Source organism: Qipengyuania flava (assembly GCF_011762005.1).
GTDB classification, from domain to species: Bacteria; Pseudomonadota; Alphaproteobacteria; order Sphingomonadales; family Sphingomonadaceae; genus Qipengyuania; species Qipengyuania flava.
Genome location: NZ_JAASQU010000004.1, coordinates 89,029 through 114,409, shown reverse-complemented (window position 1 = coordinate 114,409; position 25,381 = coordinate 89,029). Strand labels below are relative to the sequence as shown.

The window sequence follows — 25,381 nt, the reverse complement described above, 5'->3', positions numbered from 1 at the left end:
AAAATCTCGCCTTCCTTGTCGGACACGCATTCTGATTGGCGCCAGCGGCTGCGTCCCCGCATCTTGCACGCATGGCAAAGACCGGAACCATTTATCTCGTCGGTGCGGGGCCGGGCGATCCCGACCTCCTGACGATCCGCGCCGCGCGGCTGATTGAGCGAGCGCGCACCATCGTGCACGACGGGCTCGTCGACCCCGCGATCATGGCGCTCGCCCGCAAGGATGCCGAATTGATCTCGGTGGCCAAGCGCCGTTCGCATCATACGCTTCCGCAGGAAGACATCAGTGATTTGCTCGTGCGGATCGCGCGTTCGGGCGAAGATGTCGTGCGTCTCAAGGGCGGCGACCCGTTCATTTTCGGGCGCGGCGGCGAGGAAGCCGAAGTTGCCCGCGCCGCGGGTGTTCCGGTCGAAGTGGTCCCGGGTATCAGCGCCGCCAATGGCGCGGCGGCCGCGGCACAAATCGCACTGACGCACCGTGACGCATCGAGCATCGTCAGTTTCGTCGCGGGACAGTGCAAGGGGCTCAGGGATCAGGATTGGGCCGGGCTCGCAGGCAAGGGCCGAACGCTGGTAATCTACATGGGCGTGAAGACCGCGCCGCTGATTGCCGAGAAGCTGATGGAAGACGGGCTTTCGCCCGACATGCCGGTGGCGGTCATCGAAAACGGTACGCGGCCCGAAATGCGTGTGCTGCGTGGCCTGCTGGCCGGCCTGCCCGGTCTTGTCGAAAACGAGCAGGTGGTGAGCCCCGCACTGATCGTGATCGGCGAAGTGACCGCACGCGATGATGTCGCGCTGGCGGCGACGGCATGGGAGGCCGCACGATGAGACTGCTGACCGGAAATGACTTGAAGACCGGCGCGGTCACCTGGTGGACCGGCAGCGATTGGTCGATCCATGTCGAAGATGCTGCCGATGTCACTGGAAACGAGGACGAAATCGCCCGCCGCGAAGAGGCTTCGCGACGGGTCAATTCGCCCTATGCCGTCGACGCCGAACTGCACGAGGGCAGCCCGCGGCCCGCGCACATCAAGGAACGCGTGCGCGCCCTCGGCCCGACCGTCCGCCCCGACCTGACCCTCAAGCCCGCCGATCCCGAAATCGGCAACTGGGTGATCTGATGTACAAATATGATCAATATGACCAGGCGATGGTCGATGCCCGCGTCGAGGAATTCCGCGACCAGGCCCGCCGCCGCCTCGAAGGCAAGCTGACCGAAGACCAGTTCAAGCCACTGCGGCTGATGAACGGGTTGTACCTTCAGTTGCACGCCTACATGCTGCGCGTTGCAATCCCCTATGGCACGCTGAACAGCCAGCAGATGCACGCGCTCGCCGATATCGCGGACAAGTACGACCGCGGTTACGGCCACTTCACTACGCGCCAGAACATCCAGTACAACTGGATCAAGCTTGAAGATGCAGGCGATATCCTGGCCGATCTCGCCAAGGTCGAAATGCACGCCATCCAGACCAGCGGCAATTGCATCCGCAACATCAGTTCGGACCATTTCGCAGGTGCCGCCGCAGACGAAATCGTCGATCCGCGGCCCTATGCCGAACTGCTGCGCCAGTGGTCGAGCTTCCATCCGGAATTCAGTTATCTGCCGCGCAAGTTCAAGATCGCGGTGATCGCCAGCGACACCGATCGTGCAGCCATGCGGTTGCACGACATCGGCATCCAGATCGTGAAGAACGATGCGGGCGAGCTGGGCGCCGCGTTCTATGTCGGTGGCGGCATGGGCCGCACGCCGATGGTGGCCCCCTGCATCAACGCGTTCGTCCCGCTCGACCGGTTGGTCACCTATGCCGAGGCCTGCCTCAGGGTCTACAATCGCCACGGGCGCCGCGACAACAAGTACAAGGCGCGGATCAAGATCCTGGTCCACGAGATGGGCGCGGAGGAATACACCCGCCAGGTCGAGGCCGAATATGCGCATCTGCTCGAAGAAGGCGTCGAGCCGCCCTTCGCGGAGCTCGAGCGGATCCGCACCTATTTCGAAGACCCGCTGTTCGAAGCGGGGGCGCCAGAGGAAGTCGATCGCAGCGATCCGGATTTCGCCGTCTGGGTCGATCGCAACACCGTGGCGCACAAGGAAGCCGGTTACGTTTCGGCCGTTATCAGCCTTAAGCCGGTCGGCGGGATCCCCGGCGACGCAACCGCGGAACAGATGCGGCTGATGGCGGATCTGGCGAAGGACTACAGCTTCGATGAGCTGCGCGTGATGCACACGCAGAACATCGTGTTGCCGCATGTCCGCAAGGCCGATTTGCATGCACTGTGGACCGCGCTCGACGAGGCCGGGCTGGGCAGTCCCAATCTCGACACGGTCGAAGACATCATCGCCTGCCCGGGGCTCGACTACTGCAGCCTCGCAAACGCGCGATCGATCCCGATCGCACAGCGCATTTCAGAACGCTTCGCGGCCAATGGCAAGACCGGGACGCTGGGCGAACTCAAGCTCAAGATCTCAGGTTGCATCAACGCCTGCGGCCATCACCACGCCGGCCACATCGGTATCCTCGGCGTCGATCGTAAGGGCGTCGAGAATTACCAACTGCTGCTCGGCGGCAGCGAGGCAGAAGACGTCAGTCTCGCCAAGATAACCGGTCCCGGCTTCGACGAGAATGGCATCGTCGATGCGGTCGAGACCGTGACCAATGTCTATGAGAACGAGCGCCAGGACGGCGAACGTTTCCTCGACACCTATCGCCGGATCGGCATGAACCCCTTCAAGGAGGCGCTCTATGGCTGAGACGCTGCGCTATCGCGACGACCAACCGGTCGATCATCCCGCAGTTACGGTCGACGCTTTCCTCGACCAGTCCAATGCCGCCGCCGTCCGCATCGAACCGGGCGACGACGCGCGCGAACTGCTTCCGCACCTCGGCCGCCTGTCGCTGGTGGAAGTGAACTTCCCCGCCTTCGGTGACGGACGCGGCTATTCTTCCGCGCGCATCCTGCGCGAAGCCGGCTACGAAGGCGAACTGCGTGCGGTGGGCGACGTGCTGGTCGACCAGCTCGCCTATATGCGGCGCTGCGGCTTCGATGCATTCGAACCCGACCAGCAGCTCGACAAGGACGATGTCCAGGCGGCGTTCGATCGCTGGCCCGAAGTCTATCAGGACGCGGCCGACGATCGCACGCCGATCTGGACCAAGCGGCACGCATGAACGAGGTGCGCGCCATCGACCGTATCGACACGGGGCCCCGCTTCACCGAGCAGGACGCCATCCGCCTCAACCGCATGTTCCGCGGGACCGAGACGGAGGAATGGCTGCGCGCGGTGATCGAGGGCAGCCTCGTGGGCGATATGGCGGTGGTGTCCAGCTTCGGGGCGGAAAGCGCTGTGCTGCTGCACCTGATCGCGCAGGTCGATCCTACGGTTCCGGTGCTGTTTCTCGATACCGGCAAGCATTTTTCCGAAACGCTGGCCTATCGCGACGAGCTGACCGATCGGCTCGGGCTCAACCGGGTCGATCTTTATCCCGAGATCGCGGATCTGCAGTCGCGCGACGAGACGGGGCTGCGCTGGTCCTACGACCCGGATGGTTGCTGCGAGCTGCGCAAGGTCAAGCCGCTCGAAAAAGCGCTTGCGGGATTCGATGCAAGCTTCACCGGTCGCAAGGCTTTCCAATCGGCCACCCGGGCCAATCTGCCGCGCTTCGAGGTCGATACCGCGGATTCGCAGGGCCGGCTCAAAATCAATCCGCTGATCGACTGGTCTGCAGACGACATCGCGGCCTATTTCGAAACCCACGATCTGCCGCGCCACCCGCTGGTCGATCGCGGCTTTCCCAGCATCGGCTGTTCACCCTGCACCCGCCAGGTCGGCGAGGGCGAGGATCCCCGCGCGGGCCGCTGGTCGGGTTGGGACAAGGTCGAATGCGGCATCCACAAGCCCGGCGAGGAACCCTTCCTCTAAGAGGAACTACATTAGGTCCTTGCTGTAAGGGGAATGGTGCCGGCTGCAGGATTCGAACCCGCGGCCCCCTGATTACAAATCAGGTGCTCTACCAACTGAGCTAAGCCGGCCCGTGACCAATCGCGCCTTTCGCGAAAACGCGCGCGAATGTCCAGCGATTCAGAGCCACCCTTGTGCGCGATACCACCGTGCGGTCGCGGCGAGCCCTTCCTCGCCATGGATACGCGGAGCCCACACCGTCTCCGGGACTTTCATCGCCGAACGCGCGACCCAGTTGGGATGCGTCATGTAGCCGACGCGGTCGGCGGTTAGCCGTGCCTTATCGCCGCGCAACAAGCGATCGGCGCGCGCGGCTGCGGAAAGCACCGAGCGCGGCAGGTGCGGTGCGAACACCCGGCGTCCGACTGCAGTGCCGATCGCTTGCGCCAATTCGCTGTGAGACCAGCCGCCCTCGCGCCCGTCATCGGGTTCGAAGGTCTTGCGCCGCACCAGTGCGGGTGGGGCGTTGACGAGATCGAGCAACAGTCCTGCAAGATCATCGACATGGATGATCGAACTTGCCCCGCGCGGGGGCAGCGGCACCAGGCCGAGCCGAGCGCTGCGGAACATCTCGAAGTAATCGATGTCGCGCGGGCCGTAGACACCCGGCGGGCGGACGATCGTCCAGTCGAGCCCGCTGGACTGCACGATTGCTTCCGCCTCCGCCTTCGAATGGCCGTATTGCGACAGCCGTGGTTCGCGTGCCGACAGCGAGGAGACGAAGACGAACCGCCTGGCTCGAGCCGCCTTGCACGCCTCGAGCAGCTTTTGCGTGCCCACGACATTGGCCTCGTGGAAATCGGCCGGGTCGGGGCTGTTGGTAAGCCCGGCGACATGGATCACCGCCTGGGCGCTCTCGACCAGATGAGCGAGCGCCCCGTCGTCGGCGAGTGTACCAGTGACCCATTGCACGCCTTCGCGTGCAACTTGTTCGCGGCGGGTCAGCGCGCGCAGGGTCACGCCACGCCGCTGGGCTTCGTCGAGCACCGCCTGCCCGACGAAGCCGGTGGCTCCGGTCAGCGCGATCGTCATGTTCGCACCATGTGGTCTCGGTGGATCACGGCGGCGCGGGGGGCGTAGCCGAGCTTCGCGGCTTGTTGGTCTTCGCGCAGGCCGAGGATCGCGCGGCATTCACCGGCCGTGTATTCGATCAGTCCCTGGCCGAACCGCGCGCCATTCGGGCCATGGATTGCAACGAGGTCGCCGCGACCGAACTCGCCCTCGATCTCTGCAATTCCCGCTGCTAGCACGCTGGCGCCGTTCTCGAGCGCGGCAGCGCAACCGGCGTCGACGGTGATCACGCCCGCGGGGGCGAGCCTACCACCCAGCCAGGCCTCGCGTGCGCTGGCGTCGCGCTGGGGAAGGAACAGCGTGCCGATGCCCTTTTCGAAGACGCGGGCGATAGGCGAGCGATGCGTCCCGTTCCCGATCGCCAGCGCGATGCCCGCGCGTTCGGCGATACGAGCCGCCTGCAGCTTTGCGCGCATTCCACCTGAACCGAGCCCCGATCCCGAGTTTCCGCTCGCCATGGCGATGATCTCGGGCGTGACGCCTTCGACGCATGGGATGAGTTCGGCGCCGGATTCGCGCGGGTCGCGATCATACAGGCCATCGACATCGGACAGCAGCAGCACCGCATCGGCGCCTGCCGCCTGTGCGACGCGCGCGGCGAGGCGGTCGTTGTCCCCGAAGCGGATTTCCTCGGTCGCGACGCTATCATTCTCATTGACCACGGGGAGGGCGCCCGCTTCGAGCAGGCGGCCCAGCGTGGCCGAGGCGTTGAGATAGCGCCGGCGGTCTTCGAGGTCGCCAAGGGTCACCAGCATTTGCGCCGCGGTGATTGCATGGGCATCCAGCGCTTCGGACCACAGCCGCGCCAGTTCGACCTGCCCGACCGAGGCCGCCGCCTGCGCATCGGCGAGGCTGCCGCGGCCGCCATGCGGTAGGCCGAGCTTCGCTGCACCCAGCGCGATCGCCCCCGAGGATACGAGGATAATCTGGGTCGACTGCCGCAGCGCGGCGATTTCCGTCGCCAGCGTGGCCAGCCATGCGCTGCGCGGTCGCCCCTGTTCCACCAGCAAGGCCGAACCGACCTTGATAACAAGGCGATTGGCGCGCGGCAGGTCGGCTAGTGATGCGATCGGTTTCACAGGGCCAGCCCTATCCAAACCCGCGAGCGCGCGAAAGCCGTCATGGCTATCGCTTTTGCAAGTCGGGACCGGCCCGGCGCCGCGGCCTTCAGATCGGCGACCATTCCCCGCCGTCTTCGGGTGCGTCCTCGACTTCGGCTGCATTGGTCTCGGTCGCAGTGCGATCGGGCAGGTAACCGAGCAGCGCGTCGAGCATCTCGGGAATGCCCGCACCCGTCGCCCCCGAAATGGGGAACACCTTGTCGGCACCCGCCGCCAGCAGTTCTTCGGCGAAAGCCTCGCCGAGCTCTTCGTCGGCAAGATCGAGCTTGTTGAGTGCGACCACCTGCGGTTTGTCGGCCAGCCCGCTGCCATAGGCCGCCAGCTCGTCATTGACCGTGCGATAGGCATCCGCCGGGTCGTCGCCCGAAATGTCGATCAGGTGGATCAACACGCGGCACCGTTCGATATGGCCGAGGAACCGGTCACCGATCCCCGCGCCATCGGCGGCGCCTTCGATCAGCCCCGGAATATCCGCGAGCACGAATTCGCGCCCCTTGTGTGTGACCACGCCCAGCTTCGGGATTAGCGTTGTGAAGGCGTAGTGGCCGACCTTGGCCTTGGCGTTCGAAACTTGATTGATGAACGTACTCTTGCCCGCATTGGGCAGGCCGAGCAGGCCGACATCGGCAAGCAGCTTGAGCCGCAGCCAGACCCACATTTCCTCACCCGGTTCTCCCGGCTGATGCTGGCGCGGCGCGCGGTTGGTGCTGGTCTTGTAGCTGGCATTACCGCGGCCACCCATGCCGCCTTCGAGGAAGACGATGCGCTGGCCTACTTCGGTGAAGTCGGCCAGGACCTCCTCCTTGTCCTCGCTCAGGATCTGGGTTCCGACGGGGACTTCGATGATGAGGTCGGGCGCACCGGCACCGGTCTGGTCCTTGCCCTGGCCGTGATTGCCGCGCTTGGCCTTGAAGTGCTGGGCGTAGCGGAAGTCGATCAGCGTGTTGAGGCCCTGGACGGCTTCGAACACGATGTCGCCGCCCTTGCCGCCATTGCCGCCGTCGGGGCCGCCGTATTCGATATATTTCTCGCGCCGGAAGCTGACGGCGCCGGGGCCGCCCGCGCCGGACTTGAGGTAGATCTTGGCTTGGTCGAGAAAATGCATGGCGCGCCCTCTAGCCGCTTTCGCGGACATAGGCGAGGGCGCGCATGCTTATGGCGTATCAGTCGACGAAATCGTCCACCCGCTCGACGATGATCGCGGGGGCCATCCCGCCCGCAGCGCACATGGTGACGAGGCCGTAACGCTTGTTCTGGCGTTCGAGTTCGTCGACCATCGTGCCGATCAGGATCGAGCCGGTCGCGCCGATCGGATGCCCCAGCGCAATCGAGCCGCCATTGACGTTGACCTTGTCCCAGTCGAGATCGAGATCGCGGACGAATTTGGCAGCGACGACGGCGAAAGCCTCGTTGATTTCGTAAAGGTCGATGTCGTCCTTGGTCAGACCGGCCTTCTCGAGCACCTTCTTGGCCGCAGGGACGGGCGCGTTGAGCATCAGCGTGGGGTCATCACCCATGTTCGCGGTGGCGACGATGCGTGCGCGCGGCTTGAGGCCGTGCTTTTCCGCGTAATCCTTGCTCGCCACCAGCACCGCTGCGGCACCATCGACGACGCCCGAGCTATTGCCCGCGTGGTGGAAATGCTTGATCTCGACGTCGGGATATTTCGCATTGACCAATCCGGCGAATGTGGTGCCGGACTTGTCCAGCGGGACATTGGCGATCTTGGTGAAAGCGGGTTCGAGTTCGGCCAGTCCCTCGCGCGTGGTTTGCGGGCGCGGATATTCTTCCTCGTCGAGCACGACATTGCCGTCGTCGTCCTTCACGGGGACGACCGACTTGTCGAAGCGGCCTTCGGCAATGGCCTGCGCGGCGCGCTGCTGGCTGCGATAGCCGACTTCGTCTAGCTCTTCGCGGGTGAAGCCTTCGATGGTCGCGATCGCATCGCCGCAGACGCCCTGGTGGCTCTGCGGGTGCAGGCGCTGCAGGCGCTCGTTGTAGCTGCCCATCATCGGCGGCTTGAGCCCGGCGGCCATCTTGTCTTTCGACATTTGCGCGGTGAGGCTCATCATCTCTGTCCCGCCAGCGACGACGCAATCTTCCATGCCGCTCATGACCTGTGCCGCGGCAAGCGCGACGCTGGTGATGCCGCCGCCACAGAACCGGTCGAGCGTGGTGCCCGAAGAGGTAACATCATAGCCGGCGTCGAGCGCGGCCATGCGACCCAGGTCGCCTGCCTGCATCCCGTCCTGCGTGCTGACCGACCAGATCACGTCGTCGACCGTCGCCGTGTCGAGATCATTACGGTCCTTGATCGCCTTGAGGCAGGTCGATGCAAGGTGTTGCGGGTGCATGTGGGCGAGGGCGCCCTTGCCCTGTTTGCCGATCCCGCGTGGGGTGCGGACAGCGTCGATGATATAGGCTTCGGCCATGGCTTCGGACTCCTCTCGATTTGTCTTTTCATGCGGCGAATGCCGGTTGACGTTTGCGTAAACGTCGCGCAGCAAGGGCGCAAGACAAGTTTCGATTTGAAATGGGAGAGAGCAGTTATGACCGATGAAGTCCTGACCAGCGAAGAGGACGGCATCCTCATTGTCACGATCAACCGGCCCGACGCGAAGAACGCGATGACCAAGGCCGCCGCCGAAGCGATTGCCGCGGCGATGGACCGGCTCGACAATGACGACAGCCTGCGCGTCGGCGTCCTGACCGGCGCGGGCGGAACCTTCTGTTCGGGGATGGACCTCAAGGGCTTCCTGCGCGGCGAGTCGCCCAGCGTCGAAGGGCGCGGCTTCGGCGGCGTGGTGCAGCAGCCGCCTGAGAAGCCGCTCATCGCCGCTGTCGAAGGCTATGCTCTCGCCGGTGGGCTCGAGCTGATGATCGCCTGCGACCTCGTCGTCGCGAATGCCAAGGCCAAGTTCGGCATTCCCGAAGTGAAGCGCGGCCTTGTTGCCGCTGCGGGCGGGGTGATGATGCTGCCCGACCAGATCCCAGAACGGATCGCGATGGAACTGGCGCTGACGGGCGATTTCATCGACGCAGCGCGCGCCTACGAACTCGGCCTGATCAATCGCGTGACCGAAGGTGATGCGCTCGCCGGGGCCAAGGAACTGGCCAAGAGCATCGTTGCCAACGGGCCGCTCGCCGTTCGCGTGTCGAAGCAGGTGATCAAGCAATCGCGCGGCTGGCCGATGGACGAACGCTACAAGCGCCAGACCCAGCTTATCGCCCCCGTCTTCGTTTCCGAGGACGCCCGCGAAGGCGCAGCCGCCTTTGCCGAGAAACGCGCGCCGAACTGGAAGGGCAAGTAAGACCCTGCGGCCCGCAGAAAGACATTCGAGAGGACCCGAAAGATGCCAGCGATCAACGTACCCCAGCCCGAATTCATGGATGACGAGGAAATTGCCATCTTCGCCGATGCGGTGGGCAAGTTCTACCAGCAGCATGCGCCCGAGAAGCGTGTGCTCAAATGGCGCGAGGATGGCCAGGTCGAACGCGAATTCTGGAACGAGGCTGGCGAAGCCGGTCTGTTGGGCGTCTCCGTGCCCGAGGAATACGGCGGCCATGGCGGCGACTTCCGCCACGACATGGTGGTGATCGACCAGCAAGCGAAGCATGGCGTCGAAGGCTTCGCCGCCAGCCTGCACAACACGGTCATTCTCCCCTATCTCGTGCGTCATGGCACCGAGGAGCAGAAGAAGAAGTATCTGCCCAAGCTGGTGACGGGCGAACTGGTCAGCGCGATCGCGATGACCGAGCCTGGGGTCGGCTCGGACCTGCAGAGCATCACCACCACCGCACTTAAGGATGGCAATGGCTACCGTATCAACGGGGCCAAGACCTATATCTCGAACGGCCAGACGGCGGATTTCATCATCGTCGTCGCCAAGACCGATCCAAACGAGCGCGCCAAGGGCATCTCTTTGATGTTGCTCGAGACCGAGGGCGCCGAAGGCTTTCAGCGCGGCAAGAAGCTCGACAAGGTCGGGATGGACGCCGCGGACACCTCCGAGCTGTTCTTCGACGATGTCTTCGTGCCCGCTGAAAACGTGCTGGGCGGCGAAGAAGGCAAGGGCTTCTACCAGCTGATGGGCGAGCTGCCGCAGGAACGCCTGATCATCGCGATGGGCGCGATGACCGGGATCGAGAAGGCGCTCGAGGTCACGATGGAGTTCGTCAAGAACCGCAAGGCGTTCGGCCAGACGATTTGGGATTTCCAGAACACGCAATTCGTGCTGGCCGATCTCAACGCGCGCGGCACGGCGGCGCGCGTATTCGTCAACGATTGCATCGCCAAGCACCTCAAGGGCGAGCTCGACGTGCCGACCGCCTGCATGGCCAAGTACATGGTCACCGAACTGCAGGGCGAAGTGGTCGACAAGTGCCTGCAGTTCCACGGCGGCGCGGGCTTCATCAACGATTACCCGATCGCGCGGATGTACCGTGACAGCCGCATCACCCGCATCTTCGGCGGATCGAACGAAGTGATGAAGATGGTCATCGCCCGCTCGATGTAAGCGGATCGCGCGCAGGGCGGGGTGGCGTTATTTGCCGATCCCGCCCTGCCGCAGCATCGCGTCGATTTGTTTCACCTTCTCGGCGAAACGCGGATCGTCGGTTGCCCCATAGCGTCGCGCGAACTGGGCATCGGTCAAGCCATCGCTCAGCTCGAGCGTGGCGGCGGGCAGGAGGTCGGCTTCGCCGGCCCGCAACAGCCGGGCACGGGCGTCTTCGAGCCGCGCGGGATCGAGCAGTGCCTGCGCGGTCATGATGCCCGAACGATCGGCAGCTAAGTCGACGAAGGAGAAACCGCTGGGATCCCTGGGTGCCAGCAGCGGCCCCTTGGCCAGCGTATCGGCAAGTTCCTTCCATTCACCGATCGCGGTGCTGATCCGGCTGCCCGCGGCGGTTTCGAGCGCGGCGGACAACGCCCAGTGCTTGGCCCAGTCCTCGCGCCCCTGCAGCGTGAGGCGCGCGGGAGGACCGCTGCAATTGCCCAGCGCGACGCGATCGCCTGCAAGTTCGCGGGCTTCGGGTCCCGCAGTGAACAGCGCCAGTGCGACGAGCGCGGCACCGTGCCCTTCGCTGGTCGGTTCGGTGGCCGCCAGTGCCCGGCCCAGCTGACGCGCCAGCAGCGGCTCGGGCTGCGCTTCGTCCGTCCGCGCGAGACGGCAGTACACCGCCGCGACCGCATCCTCGTCGATCGGCGGCGTCCCGGTCGCGCGGGCGTGCGCGAGGAGGCTACCCTGCGGCACCAGCACGCGCGCGGTAAGCCCGTCTTCCCCGATCGTCATGGAGCGCACGATGGTGTCCACCGGCGGCAGCGTTCCGCCCTGGTCCGCCATGCGCTGCTGGATCCGCGCGAGTGCCCAGTCGGACAGCCAGCGCGGCAGCGGGACGGCGCCGATGCGCACGTCGAATTCGGGAATGCCCGTGCTCTTACCGCTCGCTTCGGCGCGGATGTTGATCCAGCGGAAGAGGAACGGGCGGCTACCGGTCAGCGTGAGTATGCCGTCCTCGACCGCCGCCTCGAAGCGATTGGGCGCGAAACCCTGCGTTACCATGGCCGAGATCGCATCGAGTTCGGCAGCATCGACTTCGATCGCCACCGGCTCGCGGCTCTTGCGGCTCTTGCGTGCCTCGTTCGCCAGTGCCCGCGCAGCCGCGACCTGCTCGGCGCTTGCGTGCCGCGATTCCGCCACCCATGGCTGGCTGCTCGTGACCAGCAGCACGAGCGCCAGCGTTGCAGCGGCGATCAGGCCGAGCGCCAGCTTCCAGCGACGCACGCGTTGCGGTGTCCGGGACATGGTGAAACTTCCGAAAGAAGCGGTGGCGTCAGGCTTCGACCACCGTCTGCTCGATCGCGCCGAAGATCGAATGGCCTTCCTTGTCCTTCATCTCGACGCGGACCGTGTCGCCCGGCACCATGAAGCGCGTGCTCGCCTCGCCCTTGGCGATGGTTTCGATCATGCGGATTTCGGCGATGCAGCTATAACCCAGCCCGCCCTCGGCCACCGGCTTGCCCGGATCGCCATCGGGACCTTGGTTCGAGACCGTGCCCGAGCCGATGATCGTGCCTGCGGACAGCGTGCGCGTCTTCGCGGCATGCGCAACGAGATCGGCGAGACTGAAGGTGGCATCGACGCCGGCATTGGCGCGGCCGAAGGGCTGGCCGTTGTAATCGACCATCAGCGGCAGATGGATGACGCTGCCCGACCATGCATCGCCCAGTTCGTCGGGCGTCACCGCCACGGGTGAGAACGCACTGGCCGGCTTGGACTGGAAGAAGCCGAAGCCTTTCGCCAGTTCGCCCGGGATCAGGCCGCGCAGGCTGACGTCGTTGACCAGCATCACCAGCTTGATGTGATCGGCCGCGTCGTCCTTGGACACGCCCATGGGCACGTCGTCGGTGATGACCGCGATCTCGCCTTCCATGTCGCAGCCCCACTTGGTGTCGCCCAGCGGAATGTCGTCGCGCGGGGCAAGGAAGCTGTCGCTGCCGCCCTGGTACATCAACGGGTCGTGGTAGAAGCTCTCGGGCACTTCGGCGCCGCGCGCCTTGCGGACCAGTTCGACGTGGTTGATGTAGGCCGAGCCGTCGGCCCATTGATAGGCGCGCGGCAGCGGCGAATGCGCCTCGCGCTCGTGGAAGCGTTCGCACGGCACGGCTTCGTGCTGCACATCGGTATAGAGCGCCTCGAGCCGCGGGGCGATCTCCGCCCAATTGTCGAGCGCATGCTGCAGCGTCGGCGCGATGTTGTCCGCCGCGCAGTAGCGCGTGAGGTCCTTGGACACGACCACGAGCTTGCCGTCGCGAGTGCCGTCCTTGAGCGTGGCGAGTTTCATAGCTCTTGTTTCCTCTCGGGATTGTCTGGTTGGTTGTCCGGATGCGCGCGCTGGAAGGGGGGCAGCTCCAGGCAGGCCTGTTCGATCCGGGTGGTGTGGGGTTTGTCGGAGAAGTCGAAGCCGAAGCGGCGGGCATTGTAGACCTGCGGCAGCAGGCACACTTCGAAGAAGCCCGGTTCGGCGAACAGGAAGTCGCCCGTACCCAGCTGCGCGAGCCGCGCCTCGAGCGGATCGAGCGTGCGCGCCAGCCAGTGCCGGTACCACACGCCGATTTCGTCCTGCGACTTGCCGTATTCATTGGCGAGATACTTGAGAACGGGCAGGTTGAGCGGCGCGTGCAGTTCGGTCGCGATGGCATAAGCCAGTTCGCGCGCAACGTAGCGATGCTCGAGATCCGCAGGCAGCAAGGGCTTGTCGCGATAGGCCTCGTCGAGCCATTCGAGCTGCGCCATCGACTGGACGTAATCCTTGCCATCGACCTCGAGCAGCGGGACCGAACCGAACGGGTTGCGGCTGGTGAAAGCGTCACCTTTCTGTTCGCTTTCGAGCAAGTTTACCGGGACGTATTCGTAAGCTAGCCCCTTCAGCTCAAGCGCGATGCGCAGGCGATAGCTGGTCGAGCTGCGATAGTAGCCGTGAAGACGGATCATGCTGCGACTCCCGATCTTGCGCGAGTGTTGGAATGGCTCTGGGTGCTTCTACGACATGGACCGGGTGTTACACGGTACAAGCGGAAAAAACCCGCCGCCCGCACGCGCGGCAGATTGCGGGCGCAAGCGGTACGAGTGCGGGAACGGGGCATGACCAGCTTGTGGCACAAGGCCGCATTGTAGGACAGGTCAGCCCGAGCCGGTTGGGTCAAAACGCGGCGATCCCCGTGATTGCCCGGCCGAGGATCAGCGCATGGACATCATGCGTGCCCTCATAGGTGTTGACCGTCTCGAGGTTCACCATGTGGCGGATCACCTGGTATTCTTCCGAAATGCCGTTGCCGCCGTGCATGTCGCGCGATTTGCGCGCGATATCGAGCGCCTTGCCGACATTGTTCCGCTTGACGATGCTGATCATCTCGGGCGCGAACTTGCCTTCGTCCATCAGCCGTCCGACGCGCAACGAGGATTGCAAGCCCAGCGAAATCTCGGTGACCATGTCGGCGAGTTTGAGCTGGTAGAGCTGCTTGCTTGCCAGCGGGACGCCGAATTGGTGCCGGTCGAGCCCGTACTGGCGCGCGGCGTGGAGACAGAACTCGGCCGCACCCATCGCGCCCCAGCTGATGCCGTAGCGTGCGCGGTTGAGACAGCCGAACGGACCTTTCAGACCTTGCACTTCGGGCAGCAGCGCATCTTCGCCGACCTCGACTTCGTCCATCACGATCATACCGGTGGTCGACGCGCGCAGGCTCAGCTTGCCTTCGATTTTGGGGGCGGAGAGGCCCTTCATGCCTTTTTCGAGCACGAAGCCGCGAATACCGCCGCCATGCGCTTCGCTCTTCGCCCAGACGACGAAGACATCGGCGAAGGGAGCGTTCGAAATCCAGGTCTTGGATCCGGAAATGACATAGCCGCCATCGACCTTCTTGGCCGTGGTCTTCATCCCGCCCGGATCGCTGCCCGCGTCGGGCTCGGTCAGGCCGAAGCAGCCGATCAGCTTCCCGCTGGCGAGGCCGGGCAGGTATTTCTTTCGCTGTTCTTCCGAGCCGTAGGCATGGATCGGATACATCACGAGGCTCGACTGGACCGACGCCATCGAACGATAGCCGCTGTCGACCCGCTCGATCTCGCGCGCGATAAGTCCGTAGGCCACATAGCTGGCACCCGCGCCGCCATATTCCTCGGGCACGGTGGCGCCGAGAAGGCCGGCTTCGCCCATCATCGGGAACAGCTCGGGATCGTCGACTTCCTTGCTGAAGTTCTCGATCACCCGCGGTTGCAATTCACCCTGCGCAAAGGCGTGGGCAGCGTCGCGGATCATCCGCTCTTCCTCGGTCAGTTCCGCGTCGAGATTGAACGGATCGTCCCAGGCGAAAGGCACCATTCCGGCCATGTGGTCTCCTCTTTTCCAACCCAGCCACTGGCAGGGTTGCCCGCGCGGGGCAAGACCCGCGCGGGCCGCGAAGGCTCACTTCACCAGCGGCAGCGCCTTGCGGCAATCTTCCGCGCATTCGCGGCACATCTTGGCGCAGAGCGAGCAGTGCGGATTGTCATGGCTCTCGCACTCGGCGGCGCAGGTTTCGCAGGCGGTTATGCAGGCTTCGAGCTGCGCGCGCAGGACATCGATATTCTGCGCGGTCCGGCGGACGGCCAGTCGCGCGGTCGCGGCGCAGACATCGGCGCAGTCGAGGCAGTTGCGGACGCACTGCGCCATGTCCATGTCCTCGGCCACGCAGGCATCGGCGCAGCTGGTGCAGAACAGCGAACACAGCATGGCGTGCCGTGCAGCGGTGACCAGTTCCTCGGTCTCGTTTTCCACCTGCGGGTGGGCGGCGATCATAGTGGGAAGCGACATTGGCGAATTCCTTTGTTGGGCGGTTGTATGCCCAAGCAATGGATCGCAAGCCGCAGTGGTTCCGGCTGGTCTTCGGGGTCAGGCCTTTGCGGCGGCGCGCTGGATCGAGTCGATCATTTCGGCTGGCGGGCAGGGCTTGGACAGCGCCTGCGCACGCGGGAACCGGAGCGCAACCTCATCGGGGGACAGCCGGCCCGAATGGAAAATGACGGGGACGTTCTCCGCCATCATCTGTTCGGCCAGCGGATAGACGATGCCATCACCCAGCTGGACGTCGAGGATGGCGATGTCAGGCTTGCATTTCTGGAAGGACAGCATGGCGGACGAAATTTCGTCGAACGGACCTTCGACCATGTAACCGGCTTCGGCCACCGTGTCGCACAGGTCGAAACCGACGATCGGTTCATCCTCGGCAACGAGTACTCGCAATTGCTGTCCCATCCTGGCTCTCCTCGTATGCGACCCAAGTAGGAAAATACCGCAGGAGAGGAATCGTTCCGGAATTCAGTCTGGAAGTCAGGACAGCTTGCCGTAGCGCTGGGCGAAGCCGCTGTCGTCACCCGCGGCCAGCAGGCTTGCCTGGCCGACCCAGTCGTCGCGGCGGATACGGCCCTGGAAGCGGCCGAGCTGCGCATCGATCCGGTCGATCTCGGCCTCGTCCCAAGCTGCGATCTGCGCGAAGGAGGTGACCCCCATCGCGTTCAGCGTACTGCTGAGCTTGGGGCCGACGCCCTTGATGCGGGTAAGGTCGTCCGCGCCGCTGGCAGCGGGCGGGGCTGCCGGCTTTTCCGGGGCGGGGGTGACGGCGGCCGGGGCGGTGGCTGCGGCAGGGGCGGCGGGTTCGGCCGGAATGCCTGCAGCGGGTTGCATCGGCGTGGCGGCGGGCGCGCTGTCGATCAGCGCCTTGTTGCGCTGAGCGGGAGCGGCGCCTTCGTCGAGCACGTCGCCACTCGTGCCACTAACGCGCGTCTTGCGCGAGGCGCTGAACAGATACCAGGCGATCACCAGGCCGAGCAGCAGCGCGGCGACGATCAGCGGCCAATAGGTCTGAAGCAATTCGCTCATGGTCTATTCCTCATGTTGGTCTTGGCGGCCCCACAGCGCCCAGCCGATGCCGATCCCGGCACCATAGGCAGCGAGCATCAGCGAAGCCAGTTCGAACCACAGCGGCATCAGCGGGCTCCGGGCGTGTCGACAGGGGTGGGGCGCAGCGGTTCGGTACGGATGACCGAGAATTCGATCCGGCGGTTGGCCGGATCGCTGGGCGCGAGGCCTTCGACCGGCCGGCTCGAGCCGACGCCGCTGGCGCGCAGGCCATCGCGCGGGATCCCGCGGCGGACCAGCGCTTCGCGGACAACGCGCGCACGTTCCATGCTGAGCGCCAGATTGCCCGGTTCGGTGCCCGCCTTGTCGGTGTGGCCCGTTATCGCGATGATCGAACCGAGGCAGGGGCGCAGCGCCTCGGCGACCTCGTCGAGCAGGATGCGGCTCGCGGGCAACAGCGCGCTGCTCGCTTCCTCGAAGCGGATCGAACGCGTGCGCAGCAGCCCCTCGACATCCTCCTGGCAGTGCAGCGGCTGGTAAGTGGGCTCGTCGCTTTCGGCGCGCAGCGTGCCGTCGCTCCACACCACGCCGCCCACGCCGGGAACGTCGTAGACCGCGCGGGCCACGCGGGCACGGGTAGCCTCGTTCAACACTCCCCCGCCTTCGAGCACCGGATGGCGCGTGGGCGAACCGTTGATATTGACGAAGCGCGCGGACACGCCTTCGCCTCCGGCATCGGCAATCGCTGCGTCGGACTGCGTCTCGAGCCGCTCGACGAAGCCCGGCGCGGCGCGTTCGGCCAGCGCATAGGCGCTGGCGACGCACACGACGGCACCGGCGAGGATCGCGAAAGACGGGCGGATCGGCATGTCACGGCTCTTAGCCGCCTGCCGCCCCGCCTGCCAAGCGCTGCGAGGCGGCTTATTCCAACCCGACCGCGGTCTTCACCAGCTGGAGGAATTCCTGGCGCCAGAAATCGGTCTGCGGCCCCGCCAGGGACACGAGCTGCGGATAGGTAAACCCGTCGAGCAGCGCATCGCCGCGCAATTTCTGCCCGAACGCGGCGACCGCGCTGGCGAAGGCGAAATCGCCCTGCGGCACGCGCTGCGTGGCAAGCGCGGCGGCAGGCAGCGTGTAAGTGAGCAATTGCGAGGTATCGCCACCGGGTTGCTTGTAGCGCAGTTTCACGAAGGCGGCTTCGGTGGCCAGTTCGCGCGCGCGCGCGTCGACTGCATCTTCATAGCGCCGCGCGGGGATCCAGCCCTTCGCACCGGCGGGGATCACCTCGTAGATCGCGGTGACCTGGTGGCCCGCGCCGATGTCGCCCGCATCGACCGCGTCATTGTCGAAATCCTCTTCACGCAGCGCGCGGTTCTCATAGCCGAGCAGGCGGTACTGGCTGACCACCGCGGGATTGAACTCGACCTGGATCTTCACATCCTTGGCGATTGTGAACAGCGTCGCGCCGACCTCGTCGCCGAGCACCTTGCGCGCCTCCAGCGCGCTGTCGATGTAGGAATAATTGCCGTTCCCGTTGTTGGCGACCTGTTCCATCATCGCATCGTTGAGATTGCCGCGGCCAAAGCCCAGCACCGACAGCGTAACGCCGGTTTCGCGCTTCTGCTCGATCAGTTCCACCAGCGCCTCGCGATCCGCGGTGCCGACGTTGAAATCGCCATCGGTGGCCAGGATCACGCGGTTTACGCCGCCCTCGATGCGACTGCCTTCGGCCACGCGATAGGCGAGCTCGATGCCTGCGCCACCCGCGGTCGAACCGCCGGCTTCGAGCTGGTCGAGCGCGTCCCTGATCCGGCGTTCGTCATTGGTGGGCTCGAGCACCAGCCCCGCCGCGCCCGCATAGACCACGATAGATACGCGGTCGCGTTCGGTCAGCATTCCGGCGAGCTGGCGCATCGCGGTCTTGACCAGCGGCAGCTTGTCGCGGCTGTGCATCGAACCCGAGACATCGAGCAGGAAGACGAGGTTCGCCGCAGGCCGCTCCTGTTCGGGCATCTCGTATCCGGCGAGGCCGATACGCACGAGGCGCGCATCGGCATTCCACGGGCTGACCGCGACATCGGTGTTGACGGTAAAGGGCTGCGCCGCGCTGTCGGGGCGGTCGTAATCGTAGCGGAAGTAATTGATGAATTCCTCGGTCCGCACCGCGCCGCGGGGCGGCAGCTGGCCTTCGGAAATGAACCGGCGGGCATTGGTATAGGCGCCGGTATCGACATCGACCGAGAAGGTGGAAACCGGTTCGCTGCCCACCAGCTTGACCGGCGAAACCTCTTCGCCGTCATACTGGTCGCGGCTCGGCGGTGAGGGCACGAAGACGGGCGGAAAATAGCGATAGTCGCGCTCGATTACGGCGGAATCGACCGGATCGGTGACCGCTGCATCCGCGCTGACGCGTGCTCCGGTGACCATGACCGGGCTCGCCATATGCAAGGACGGTGGCGGCGGGGGAGGGGGAGGAGGCGGGGGCGGCGGTGGCGGTACAGCACCTGCTTCGCGGGTTTGATCGGCCTTCGACGCGGTGGCGATTATGGTGTCGCCATCCTGCTGCGCGGCGCAGCCCGCGATCAGTGCGGCCGCTGCACAAGTGACGGTAAATCTTGCGAAACGCATGGGCAGTCCTCCCCTTCCTTGCGAGTGCTCCAAGCTACCCGCTCCCGGGGTGAATACCTACTGAACGTGGCATGTGCGCGACGAACCGCTCAGATGCGCTCCGGCTCTTCTTTGTCGAGATTGCGGCGGAACAGCACGCGGTCCTCGGGACCGAAGCCGCGCTTCCAGATAATCAGGCCATAAACGCCGAGGATCGCCGGAATGCCGACGATCAGCTCGGCCCATTCGGGCAGTTGCGTCGCCGCCCAACCGACCAGAACGGCGGGGGCGACCGCCCAGATCAGCGGCCAGCGGAAAGTGTTGATGGACTGGCCGAGAATGCGCGAGAGCAACACCGCCTTGACGAAGCTGGCGGTGCCCAGCGCAAGCATCAGCGCGATCGCCGCCGCGGCCGCCTTGTAGGGTTCGCCATAACCGCCCGCGACCATGGCCTTTATCAGCACCACGGTCAGCACCGCCTGCAGCGCGATCGTGCCGATCGAGATCCACAGATTGCGCACGCGCGCGACATAGACCAGCACCGCTTCGGAAACGACCGCGGTCGCGGCGACCACTTCGGCCACGAGCAGGAAGGCAAGCGCGCCGGTGCCGCCCACGAATTCGGGGCCCACCAGCCCCATCACCGCCTCGCCCGGCACGCCCAGCGCCAGCGCGATGCCCGCCTGCGTCGCCACGATCCAGAACCCCACCTGGCAGATCTGTTTCGCGATCGCCTCGTAGTTCCTGGTCTTCAGGTTCTTGGTGATGACCGGACCGAGGATCGGTTCGAAACTGGTCTTCAGTTTCTGTGGCAGGCTCGCAACCTGCTGCGCGATGTAATAGACGCCCACCGCGGCCGGAGCGGCGAACAGACCGAGGATGAAGATGTCGACGCGACGCGTGCCCCATTCGATCGCGTCGGCAGTGGCCAGCGGCAGTGCGCGCATCGTCATCCGGCCCATGTAGACCGGGTGCGGCCGCCAGCTAAGCGGGCGGCCATAGCTGCGCAGAAAGCTCCACAACCCGGTCGCAAGCCCCGCGTAGATCGAGGCGAGATAGGCCATTGCCAGCCCGGATTCGCTGACCGAAGGCAGGAAATAGAACACGCCCGCCATGATCGAGATCGTCCACGGCTCGACCACTGCGCGCGCGCGTACGGTGGTGGCGATATCGTATTTGTAGGCTTGCGCGGCGAGCACGATCTCGGTCAGCGCATAGCCGGGAATGGCCAGCACGATGAAACGGTCGAGCTCGGTGTATTCGCCGCTGGGGAACAGCGGTGCGGGGACGAACCAGAAGAAGGCTGCGGCGAGCGCCGAGAACAGCAGGGCCAGCAACATGCCGTCATAGACGAGGTTGGCGGGATGCGTGTCCTCGCCTTCGGACAGTCGCTGCGCCAGCCCGCGCTTCTCGCCCATGGCGCACACCAGCGCTACCAGTTCGACCACCACCAGTGCCGAGGCGAAGCGGCCCAGAGCGTCAGGGCCGTAGAGGCGGCCGGCAATGAAGAGGAAGGGTAGCCGCGCAACCAGCCGCAGAATGAAGCCGAAGAAATTCTGCCGTCCGCCCTTGGCCAGCGCGGACAGGTCCTCGTCGGGTTTTTCGTCGGTCACTCGGCGCTGCCCTGTTCGGCGCGCAGCGGCCGCGACAGCAGCGCGGACACCACGGCGCGCGGCTCGTCGCCCTTGAGCAGATCGTAGACCGCCGTGACGATCGGCATGACGATCGCGTGGCGCGCGGCCAGTTCGACGAGCACCGGCGCGGTATGCGCGCCTTCGGCCACGGTCTTGCGATCGGCCATCAGTTCATCGGCCTTCCGGCCTTCGCCCAGCGCCTTGCCGAGCGAGAAATTGCGGCTCGAGGTGGAAGAGCAGGTCAGCACCAGATCGCCGAGGCCGCACAGACCGGCGAGCGTCTCGGCACGCGCGCCCAGAGCCTCACCGAAGCGTAGCATTTCGGCATAGCCGCGCGCGATCAGCGCGGCGCGGGCATTCTGGCCGAGCCCGAGCCCGTCGACCACACCGCAGGCAATGGCGAGCACGTTCTTGACCGAACCTCCGATCTCGGCACCGGTGACGTCGTCCGAGAAGTATGGCCGGAACGCCTGTCGTGCGACGAGCGGAGCGATGCGGTCCCACTGCTCTTCGCCTTCGGCACAGGCAAGCGTGACGGCAGTGGGCAGGCCGGCGGCGACTTCATGTGCGAAGGTGGGACCCGACAGGACCGCAATTGCGCTGCCCGGCGCGGCGTCCTTGGCGACGTGGTTCATCAGGCGGCCGGTGCCGGCTTCGATGCCCTTGGAGCACAGCACGAGATCGCGCGGGTGTTCGGGTATGGCGGCCAGTACGCTACCCATGTGCTGCGCCGGGGTGACGACGAGCAGCGCGTCGAGCCCCGCCATTTCGCCGAGGTCGCCGGTTGCACGGATTGTATCGGAAAGCGTCGCCGAAGGCAGGAAAAGCGAGTTTGTCCGTGCCGAATTGATCTCTGCGACCAGTTCCGCCTCGCGCGCCCAGATCAGCACGTCACGCCCGTCGCTGGCGAGCATCTGCGCTAGCGCCGTACCCCATGCTCCCGCTCCGATTACACCGACGCTCATGCCTTCACTCCTGCACCACGAACGGGTTCCGCCTGCGGATCGAGCGGCCAGCGTGGCCGGGCGGAAATGTCGAGCGGATCATCCTGGCCAAGCCGTTCGATCCCCGCCCACGCGATCATCGCGGCATTGTCGGTGCACAGGCGCGGGGGCGGCGCGGCAAAACGCATGGCGTGATCGGCGGCAAGCGCCTCGAGCGCGCCGCGCACCGTGGCGTTGGCCGCGACACCGCCCGCCACCACCAGCGTATCGACATCGGTCATGTTCGCGAGCGCGATACGCAGCCGGTCGGTTACGCAGTCGACTGCCGCCTGCTGGAAGCTGGCGGCGATATCGGCGGTTTCGTATTTGCCGCTGTCATATGCGCGCAGCACCGCGCTCTTGAGACCCGCGAAGGAGAAATGCGGTTCGCCGCTGCCGACCATGGGGCGCGGCAGCGGGACGGCGGCGGCATCGCCATCCTTTGCCGTGCGTTCCACGGCGGGCCCGCCGGGAAAGCCGAGCCCGAGGATCTTGGCAGTCTTGTCGAAAGCCTCGCCCAGCGCATCGTCGATAGTGGTCGCGAGGCGGCGGTAGTCGCCGACGCCATCGACCCGCAGGATCTGGCAATGTCCGCCCGATACCAGCAGGAGAGCATAGGGAAACTTTATGGTCTCGTCGGCCAGGCGCGGGCTCAGCGCGTGGCCCTCGAGGTGGTTGATCGCGATCAGGGGTGTATCGGTCGCCATGGCCAGCGCCTTGGCGCTCACCAAGCCGACCATGACCCCGCCGATAAGACCCGGCCCGGCTGTCACGGCGATCGCGTCGCAATCGGCAAGGCCGATATTCGCATCGGCCAGCACGCCCTCGATCATGGGGGCGAGCCGCTCGGCATGCGCGCGGGCGGCGATCTCGGGTACCACCCCGCCGAAGGGCGCGTGTTCGGCATCCTGCGACGCGATGCGTTGCGCCATGATGCGCCGTTCGCTGTCGACCAGCGCGACCGCGGTTTCATCGCAGGAGCTTTCAATTCCGAGAACCAGTGCCATCCGGCTTTCCCTTAGCGCCATGGCTCGCTAGGGCAAGCCGACCCTATGCCCGACACGCCCCTCATTCGCCTCGGAACCCGTCGCTCCCCGCTTGCCATGGCGCAGGCGCACGAGGCGCGCGCGCGGTTGTGCGCAGCGCATGGCTGGGACGAATCGGCGGTCGAACTGGTTCCCGTGGTCGCCAGCGGCGACCGCATCCAGGACCGCCCGCTGGCGGAGATCGGCGGCAAGGCATTGTGGACCCGCGAGCTCGATCAGTGGCTCCTGGAAGATCGTATCGATGCCGCGGTGCATTCGATGAAGGATGTCGAAACGCTGCGGCCCGAGGAAATTGCGATTGCGGCGATCCTGCCGCGTGCGGACAAGGCGGACCGGCTGCTTGGTGCAGACACGATCGCGGCTATTCCTGCAGGCGCGCGCGTCGGCACCAGCGCCCCGCGGCGTGCCGCGCAACTGCTGCATGCCCGTTCCGATCTCGAAGTTGTCGGCATTCGCGGGAATGTCGCCACGCGGATGGGAAAGCTCGCCGCGGGCGAGGCCGATGCCACCTTCCTCGCCGCGGCCGGGCTCGACCGGCTGGGCGAAGACGACATCGGGATCCGGTTGGATCCGGCGGAATGGCTGCCCGCACCGGCGCAGGCCGCGATCGGGATCGAGTGCCGCAGCGCCGACACACGCGTGCGCGACATCCTCGCCGCGATCGACGATGCGCCCAGCCACGCCGAAGTAGCCGCCGAACGCCGCCTGCTCGAAGGGCTGGGCGGATCGTGCAGCAGTCCAATCGCCGCGCTTACACTTACGCAGGGCGACCGGATCAGACTGACCGCCGCGATCTTCAGCCCCGATGGAAAGGTCCGCATCGGCGGCGAAAGCGAATTTACCGCGGGCGACCGTATCGCGCCGCTCGAACTGGCCCGTGATCTGCTCGCCCGCGCGCCCGCGGCGGTGACCGAGCACTTCGGATACACGAGTTGAAACCTCTGTTCCTGTTCCGCCCCGAACCGGGCTGGTCGGTCAGCGCGCAAACCGCGCGCGCGATGGGGCTAGACGTCCATGGCTCGCCGCTGTTCACGATCGAGCCGGTGCCATGGGATGCGCCTTCGCCAACGGATTACGACGGCATTCTCGTGGGCAGCGCCAATGTCTTCCGCCACGGCGGCAAGAAGCTGGATAAGCTGACCAAGCTGCCCATCCACGCGGTGGGCGAGGCAACCGCCGACGCAGCGCGCCGAGCGGGGTTCCTGGTCGGGCGGACGGGCCGCGGCGGTTTGCAGAACCTGCTCGACGATCTCGACGGGCGCGAATTGCACCTCCTGCGGCTGGCGGGCGAGGATCGCGTTACTCTGCGGCTGCCCGACGGTATCCGCGTCGACACGCGCATCCTTTACCGGGCGGTACCCGACGGGCTGCGTAAGGAGGATTGCGCGCTGCTCGCACGGGGCGGGGTCGTGGCGCTGCATTCCGGAGCCGCTGCCGAGCGGGTCAAGGTCGAGTTCGACCGGCACGGGCTGGATCGCGCGCGTGTCGACCTGGCCGTGATCGGCCCGCGGGTGGCTGAGATGGCGGGCGAGGGCTGGGGGGCGGTCCACACTGCCGACGCCCCGGGCGACAGCGAGCTACTGGCATTGGCGCAGGCTTTGTGTAAAACCGATCCCGAGGGATAGGCGGGACCCGCATGACGGGTCATTGGGTCGCGGAAAGAAATCGATGAACACTTATTCCAGCACAAGGCGCAAGACGCCTTCGGCAAGACCAATGTTGATCGCGGTGCTGGCGAGTTTCCTGCTCGGCGGCGCGGTCGCCGGCTATGCGGTCTACACGCTGTCGGAGGGGGCCGAACCGGTTGCAGCCCCGGCGGACGAGGATCCGGTCTCGCTGGCGAGCCCCACGGCAGATCCTTCGCCGACACCCAGTGCGACCGCCAGCCAGGCGGCGCGCGATGCGGTCGAGCGGGTCGCCGAACAGCAGGGCGGGCTCGACACGCGGCTGGCGGCGGCGGAGCAGCGGCTCGCGCGGCTCGACCTTCAGGCGCAGGCGGCAGCGGGCAACACCGCGCGGGCCGAGGGCCTGCTGATCGCTTTCGCCACGCGCCGCGCGCTCGAAAAGGGGGCCGAACTCGGCTATCTTGCGGACCAGTTGCGGTTGCGGTTCGGCGACGCCATGCCCAATGCGGTCGATACGATCATCCGCACCAGCCGCGATCCGATCACGCTCGACCAGCTGATCGCGCGGCTCGAAGGGCTTTCGCCGCGGCTGGCGAAGGCCAGCGAACAGGACGGTTTCGCCCGCTTCACCGAAGAACTGTCGCAATTGTTCGTGGTCCGCCGCGAAAGCGCACCCTCGCCGCAGCCGCAGCGCCGGCTCGACCGGGCGCGGCTGTTCCTCGAGAGCGGACGCACGGATTCGGCAATCGCCGAAGTGCGCAACCTGCCCGGCGCCGACCGGGCGGAGGGATGGCTGCGCGATGCCGAACGCTACGCCGCCGCGCAGCGTGCGCTGGACCTCATCGAAACCGCGGCGGTGCTCGAACCGCGTCGCCTGCGCGATGGCGCGGGCAATCGCATCGAACAGCCGAGCCCGGCCGAGGAAAGCTGATC

General features: G+C 65.8%; 26 protein-coding genes and 1 tRNA gene. 10 read left to right on the top strand and 17 right to left on the bottom strand.

Annotation, left to right across the window (positions count from 1 at the left end; translation table 11 throughout):
* Window positions 1-71 precede the first annotated feature (71 nt).
* The 5 genes from cobA to FHS69_RS12895 are packed head-to-tail and all read left to right on the top strand — an operon-like array spanning window position 72 to window position 3,927.
* Complete coding sequence (gene cobA / locus FHS69_RS12915) at window positions 72-830, top strand: uroporphyrinogen-III C-methyltransferase (RefSeq protein WP_166778030.1); 759 nt, start codon at window positions 72-74, stop codon at window positions 828-830.
* Window positions 827-1,123, top strand: coding sequence for a DUF2849 domain-containing protein (locus tag FHS69_RS12910; RefSeq protein ID WP_067468020.1), 297 nt, complete (start codon window positions 827-829; stop codon window positions 1,121-1,123). The genes cobA and FHS69_RS12910 overlap by 4 nt, the downstream gene beginning before the upstream one ends.
* Complete coding sequence (locus tag FHS69_RS12905; protein ID WP_166778029.1) at window positions 1,123-2,757, top strand: nitrite/sulfite reductase; 1,635 nt, start codon at window positions 1,123-1,125, stop codon at window positions 2,755-2,757. Before FHS69_RS12910 ends, FHS69_RS12905 begins: the two co-directional genes overlap by 1 nt.
* On the top strand, window positions 2,750-3,175 hold the full coding sequence (locus FHS69_RS12900; protein WP_067500778.1) for a DUF934 domain-containing protein: 426 nt from the start codon (window positions 2,750-2,752) through the stop codon (window positions 3,173-3,175). Before FHS69_RS12905 ends, FHS69_RS12900 begins: the two co-directional genes overlap by 8 nt.
* The gene (locus FHS69_RS12895) at window positions 3,172-3,927 is read left to right on the top strand and encodes a phosphoadenylyl-sulfate reductase (RefSeq protein ID WP_166778028.1); all 756 of its coding nucleotides are present in this window, start codon (window positions 3,172-3,174) and stop codon (window positions 3,925-3,927) included. Before FHS69_RS12900 ends, FHS69_RS12895 begins: the two co-directional genes overlap by 4 nt.
* A 34-nt stretch (window positions 3,928-3,961) precedes the next feature.
* Here the strand turns inward: FHS69_RS12895 and FHS69_RS12890 are convergent.
* From FHS69_RS12890 to FHS69_RS12870, 5 genes are all read right to left on the bottom strand, one after another.
* A tRNA-Thr gene (locus tag FHS69_RS12890) sits at window positions 3,962-4,037 on the bottom strand.
* 49 nt (window positions 4,038-4,086) lie between these two features.
* Window positions 4,087-4,998 carry an NAD-dependent epimerase/dehydratase family protein gene (locus tag FHS69_RS12885; RefSeq protein WP_166778027.1) on the bottom strand — a complete coding sequence of 304 codons (912 nt, stop codon included), beginning with the start codon at window positions 4,996-4,998 and terminating at the stop codon, window positions 4,087-4,089.
* Window positions 4,995-6,116: a glutamate 5-kinase gene (gene proB / locus FHS69_RS12880; RefSeq protein WP_425128230.1), complete on the bottom strand. Its 1,122-nt coding sequence runs from the start codon at window positions 6,114-6,116 to the stop codon at window positions 4,995-4,997. Before proB ends, FHS69_RS12885 begins: the two co-directional genes overlap by 4 nt.
* 88 nt (window positions 6,117-6,204) lie before the next feature.
* The gene (obgE, locus tag FHS69_RS12875; protein ID WP_067468005.1) at window positions 6,205-7,263 is read right to left on the bottom strand and encodes a GTPase ObgE; all 1,059 of its coding nucleotides are present in this window, start codon (window positions 7,261-7,263) and stop codon (window positions 6,205-6,207) included.
* A 58-nt stretch (window positions 7,264-7,321) separates the two neighbouring features.
* Complete coding sequence (locus FHS69_RS12870) at window positions 7,322-8,590, bottom strand: acetyl-CoA C-acetyltransferase (protein WP_166778025.1); 1,269 nt, start codon at window positions 8,588-8,590, stop codon at window positions 7,322-7,324.
* A 117-nt stretch (window positions 8,591-8,707) separates the two neighbouring features.
* Between FHS69_RS12870 and FHS69_RS12865 the strand changes: the two genes are divergently transcribed.
* Complete coding sequence (locus tag FHS69_RS12865; RefSeq protein WP_166778024.1) at window positions 8,708-9,469, top strand: crotonase/enoyl-CoA hydratase family protein; 762 nt, start codon at window positions 8,708-8,710, stop codon at window positions 9,467-9,469.
* Between the two features lie 42 nt (window positions 9,470-9,511).
* Entirely contained in the window at window positions 9,512-10,675 is a 1,164-nt protein-coding gene (locus tag FHS69_RS12860) for an acyl-CoA dehydrogenase family protein (protein ID WP_067467999.1), read from the top strand.
* 27 nt (window positions 10,676-10,702) lie between these two features.
* Here FHS69_RS12860 and FHS69_RS12855 read toward each other — a convergent pair whose 3' ends face one another.
* The 12 genes from FHS69_RS12855 to tsaD all read right to left on the bottom strand — a co-directional run bounded on the left by FHS69_RS12855 (window position 10,703) and on the right by tsaD (window position 22,784).
* Window positions 10,703-11,965, bottom strand: a complete 1,263-nt coding sequence (locus tag FHS69_RS12855; RefSeq protein WP_166778023.1) for a hypothetical protein — start codon at window positions 11,963-11,965, stop codon at window positions 10,703-10,705.
* A gap of 28 nt (window positions 11,966-11,993) precedes the next feature.
* Window positions 11,994-13,004, bottom strand: a complete 1,011-nt coding sequence (locus FHS69_RS12850) for a fumarylacetoacetate hydrolase family protein (protein ID WP_067467996.1) — start codon at window positions 13,002-13,004, stop codon at window positions 11,994-11,996.
* Window positions 13,001-13,651, bottom strand: a complete 651-nt coding sequence (maiA, locus tag FHS69_RS12845) for a maleylacetoacetate isomerase (protein ID WP_166778138.1) — start codon at window positions 13,649-13,651, stop codon at window positions 13,001-13,003. Before maiA ends, FHS69_RS12850 begins: the two co-directional genes overlap by 4 nt.
* A gap of 211 nt (window positions 13,652-13,862) precedes the next feature.
* Window positions 13,863-15,038 (bottom strand): acyl-CoA dehydrogenase, encoded by a 1,176-nt coding sequence (locus tag FHS69_RS12840; protein WP_166778137.1) that lies wholly within the window; start codon window positions 15,036-15,038, stop codon window positions 13,863-13,865.
* Between the two features lie 84 nt (window positions 15,039-15,122).
* Window positions 15,123-15,509 carry a four-helix bundle copper-binding protein gene (locus tag FHS69_RS12835; RefSeq protein ID WP_094062710.1) on the bottom strand — a complete coding sequence of 129 codons (387 nt, stop codon included), beginning with the start codon at window positions 15,507-15,509 and terminating at the stop codon, window positions 15,123-15,125.
* A gap of 78 nt (window positions 15,510-15,587) precedes the next feature.
* Complete coding sequence (locus tag FHS69_RS12830) at window positions 15,588-15,950, bottom strand: response regulator (protein WP_067467990.1); 363 nt, start codon at window positions 15,948-15,950, stop codon at window positions 15,588-15,590.
* 75 nt (window positions 15,951-16,025) lie between these two features.
* The gene (locus FHS69_RS12825; RefSeq protein ID WP_166778022.1) at window positions 16,026-16,574 is read right to left on the bottom strand and encodes a hypothetical protein; all 549 of its coding nucleotides are present in this window, start codon (window positions 16,572-16,574) and stop codon (window positions 16,026-16,028) included.
* A gap of 107 nt (window positions 16,575-16,681) precedes the next feature.
* Window positions 16,682-17,422 (bottom strand): OmpA family protein, encoded by a 741-nt coding sequence (locus tag FHS69_RS12820; protein WP_166778021.1) that lies wholly within the window; start codon window positions 17,420-17,422, stop codon window positions 16,682-16,684.
* 52 nt (window positions 17,423-17,474) lie between these two features.
* A complete protein-coding gene (locus FHS69_RS12815) occupies window positions 17,475-19,181 on the bottom strand; it encodes a vWA domain-containing protein (protein ID WP_166778020.1) in 1,707 nt (568 codons plus the stop codon).
* A gap of 89 nt (window positions 19,182-19,270) precedes the next feature.
* Entirely contained in the window at window positions 19,271-20,773 is a 1,503-nt protein-coding gene (locus FHS69_RS12810; RefSeq protein WP_166778019.1) for an oligosaccharide flippase family protein, read from the bottom strand.
* Entirely contained in the window at window positions 20,770-21,759 is a 990-nt protein-coding gene (locus FHS69_RS12805) for an NAD(P)H-dependent glycerol-3-phosphate dehydrogenase (RefSeq protein WP_166778018.1), read from the bottom strand. The genes FHS69_RS12810 and FHS69_RS12805 overlap by 4 nt, the downstream gene beginning before the upstream one ends.
* A complete protein-coding gene (tsaD, locus tag FHS69_RS12800) occupies window positions 21,756-22,784 on the bottom strand; it encodes a tRNA (adenosine(37)-N6)-threonylcarbamoyltransferase complex transferase subunit TsaD (protein ID WP_166778017.1) in 1,029 nt (342 codons plus the stop codon). Before tsaD ends, FHS69_RS12805 begins: the two co-directional genes overlap by 4 nt.
* Before the next feature lie 45 nt (window positions 22,785-22,829).
* Here tsaD and hemC point away from each other — a divergent pair, with 45 nt between their 5' ends.
* Genes hemC through FHS69_RS12785 form a run of 3 tightly spaced genes read left to right on the top strand, consistent with a single transcriptional unit; the run spans window position 22,830 to window position 25,379 of the window.
* On the top strand, window positions 22,830-23,759 hold the full coding sequence (gene hemC, locus FHS69_RS12795) for a hydroxymethylbilane synthase (protein WP_166778016.1): 930 nt from the start codon (window positions 22,830-22,832) through the stop codon (window positions 23,757-23,759).
* Window positions 23,756-24,448, top strand: a complete 693-nt coding sequence (locus tag FHS69_RS12790; protein WP_243844660.1) for a uroporphyrinogen-III synthase — start codon at window positions 23,756-23,758, stop codon at window positions 24,446-24,448. The genes hemC and FHS69_RS12790 overlap by 4 nt, the downstream gene beginning before the upstream one ends.
* A gap of 43 nt (window positions 24,449-24,491) precedes the next feature.
* Window positions 24,492-25,379, top strand: coding sequence for an MICOS complex subunit MIC60 (locus tag FHS69_RS12785; RefSeq protein ID WP_067463884.1), 888 nt, complete (start codon window positions 24,492-24,494; stop codon window positions 25,377-25,379).
* Window positions 25,380-25,381 lie beyond the last annotated feature (2 nt).

Excerpts from the sequence above, each read along its gene's own strand:
- hemC (WP_166778016.1), top strand. The coding sequence starts at position 22,830 with ATGCCCGACACGCCCCTCATTCGCCTCGGAACCCGTCGCTCCCCGCTT.
- FHS69_RS12885 (WP_166778027.1), bottom strand. The coding sequence starts at position 4,998 with ATGACGATCGCGCTGACCGGAGCCACCGGCTTCGTCGGGCAGGCGGTG.
- FHS69_RS12855 (WP_166778023.1), bottom strand. The coding sequence starts at position 11,965 with ATGTCCCGGACACCGCAACGCGTGCGTCGCTGGAAGCTGGCGCTCGGC.
- obgE (WP_067468005.1), bottom strand. The coding sequence starts at position 7,263 with ATGCATTTTCTCGACCAAGCCAAGATCTACCTCAAGTCCGGCGCGGGC.
- FHS69_RS12785 (WP_067463884.1), top strand. The coding sequence starts at position 24,492 with ATGAACACTTATTCCAGCACAAGGCGCAAGACGCCTTCGGCAAGACCA.
- tsaD (WP_166778017.1), bottom strand. The coding sequence starts at position 22,784 with ATGGCACTGGTTCTCGGAATTGAAAGCTCCTGCGATGAAACCGCGGTC.
- FHS69_RS12830 (WP_067467990.1), bottom strand. The coding sequence starts at position 15,950 with ATGGGACAGCAATTGCGAGTACTCGTTGCCGAGGATGAACCGATCGTC.
- FHS69_RS12805 (WP_166778018.1), bottom strand. The coding sequence starts at position 21,759 with ATGAGCGTCGGTGTAATCGGAGCGGGAGCATGGGGTACGGCGCTAGCG.
- FHS69_RS12850 (WP_067467996.1), bottom strand. The coding sequence starts at position 13,004 with ATGAAACTCGCCACGCTCAAGGACGGCACTCGCGACGGCAAGCTCGTG.
- FHS69_RS12840 (WP_166778137.1), bottom strand. The coding sequence starts at position 15,038 with ATGGTGCCTTTCGCCTGGGACGATCCGTTCAATCTCGACGCGGAACTG.
- FHS69_RS12815 (WP_166778020.1), bottom strand. The coding sequence starts at position 19,181 with ATGCGTTTCGCAAGATTTACCGTCACTTGTGCAGCGGCCGCACTGATC.
- FHS69_RS12860 (WP_067467999.1), top strand. The coding sequence starts at position 9,512 with ATGCCAGCGATCAACGTACCCCAGCCCGAATTCATGGATGACGAGGAA.
- FHS69_RS12835 (WP_094062710.1), bottom strand. The coding sequence starts at position 15,509 with ATGTCGCTTCCCACTATGATCGCCGCCCACCCGCAGGTGGAAAACGAG.
- FHS69_RS12905 (WP_166778029.1), top strand. The coding sequence starts at position 1,123 with ATGTACAAATATGATCAATATGACCAGGCGATGGTCGATGCCCGCGTC.
- FHS69_RS12870 (WP_166778025.1), bottom strand. The coding sequence starts at position 8,590 with ATGGCCGAAGCCTATATCATCGACGCTGTCCGCACCCCACGCGGGATC.
- FHS69_RS12865 (WP_166778024.1), top strand. The coding sequence starts at position 8,708 with ATGACCGATGAAGTCCTGACCAGCGAAGAGGACGGCATCCTCATTGTC.
- FHS69_RS12895 (WP_166778028.1), top strand. The coding sequence starts at position 3,172 with ATGAACGAGGTGCGCGCCATCGACCGTATCGACACGGGGCCCCGCTTC.
- FHS69_RS12820 (WP_166778021.1), bottom strand. The coding sequence starts at position 17,422 with ATGCCGATCCGCCCGTCTTTCGCGATCCTCGCCGGTGCCGTCGTGTGC.
- FHS69_RS12825 (WP_166778022.1), bottom strand. The coding sequence starts at position 16,574 with ATGAGCGAATTGCTTCAGACCTATTGGCCGCTGATCGTCGCCGCGCTG.
- FHS69_RS12910 (WP_067468020.1), top strand. The coding sequence starts at position 827 with ATGAGACTGCTGACCGGAAATGACTTGAAGACCGGCGCGGTCACCTGG.
- FHS69_RS12900 (WP_067500778.1), top strand. The coding sequence starts at position 2,750 with ATGGCTGAGACGCTGCGCTATCGCGACGACCAACCGGTCGATCATCCC.
- cobA (WP_166778030.1), top strand. The coding sequence starts at position 72 with ATGGCAAAGACCGGAACCATTTATCTCGTCGGTGCGGGGCCGGGCGAT.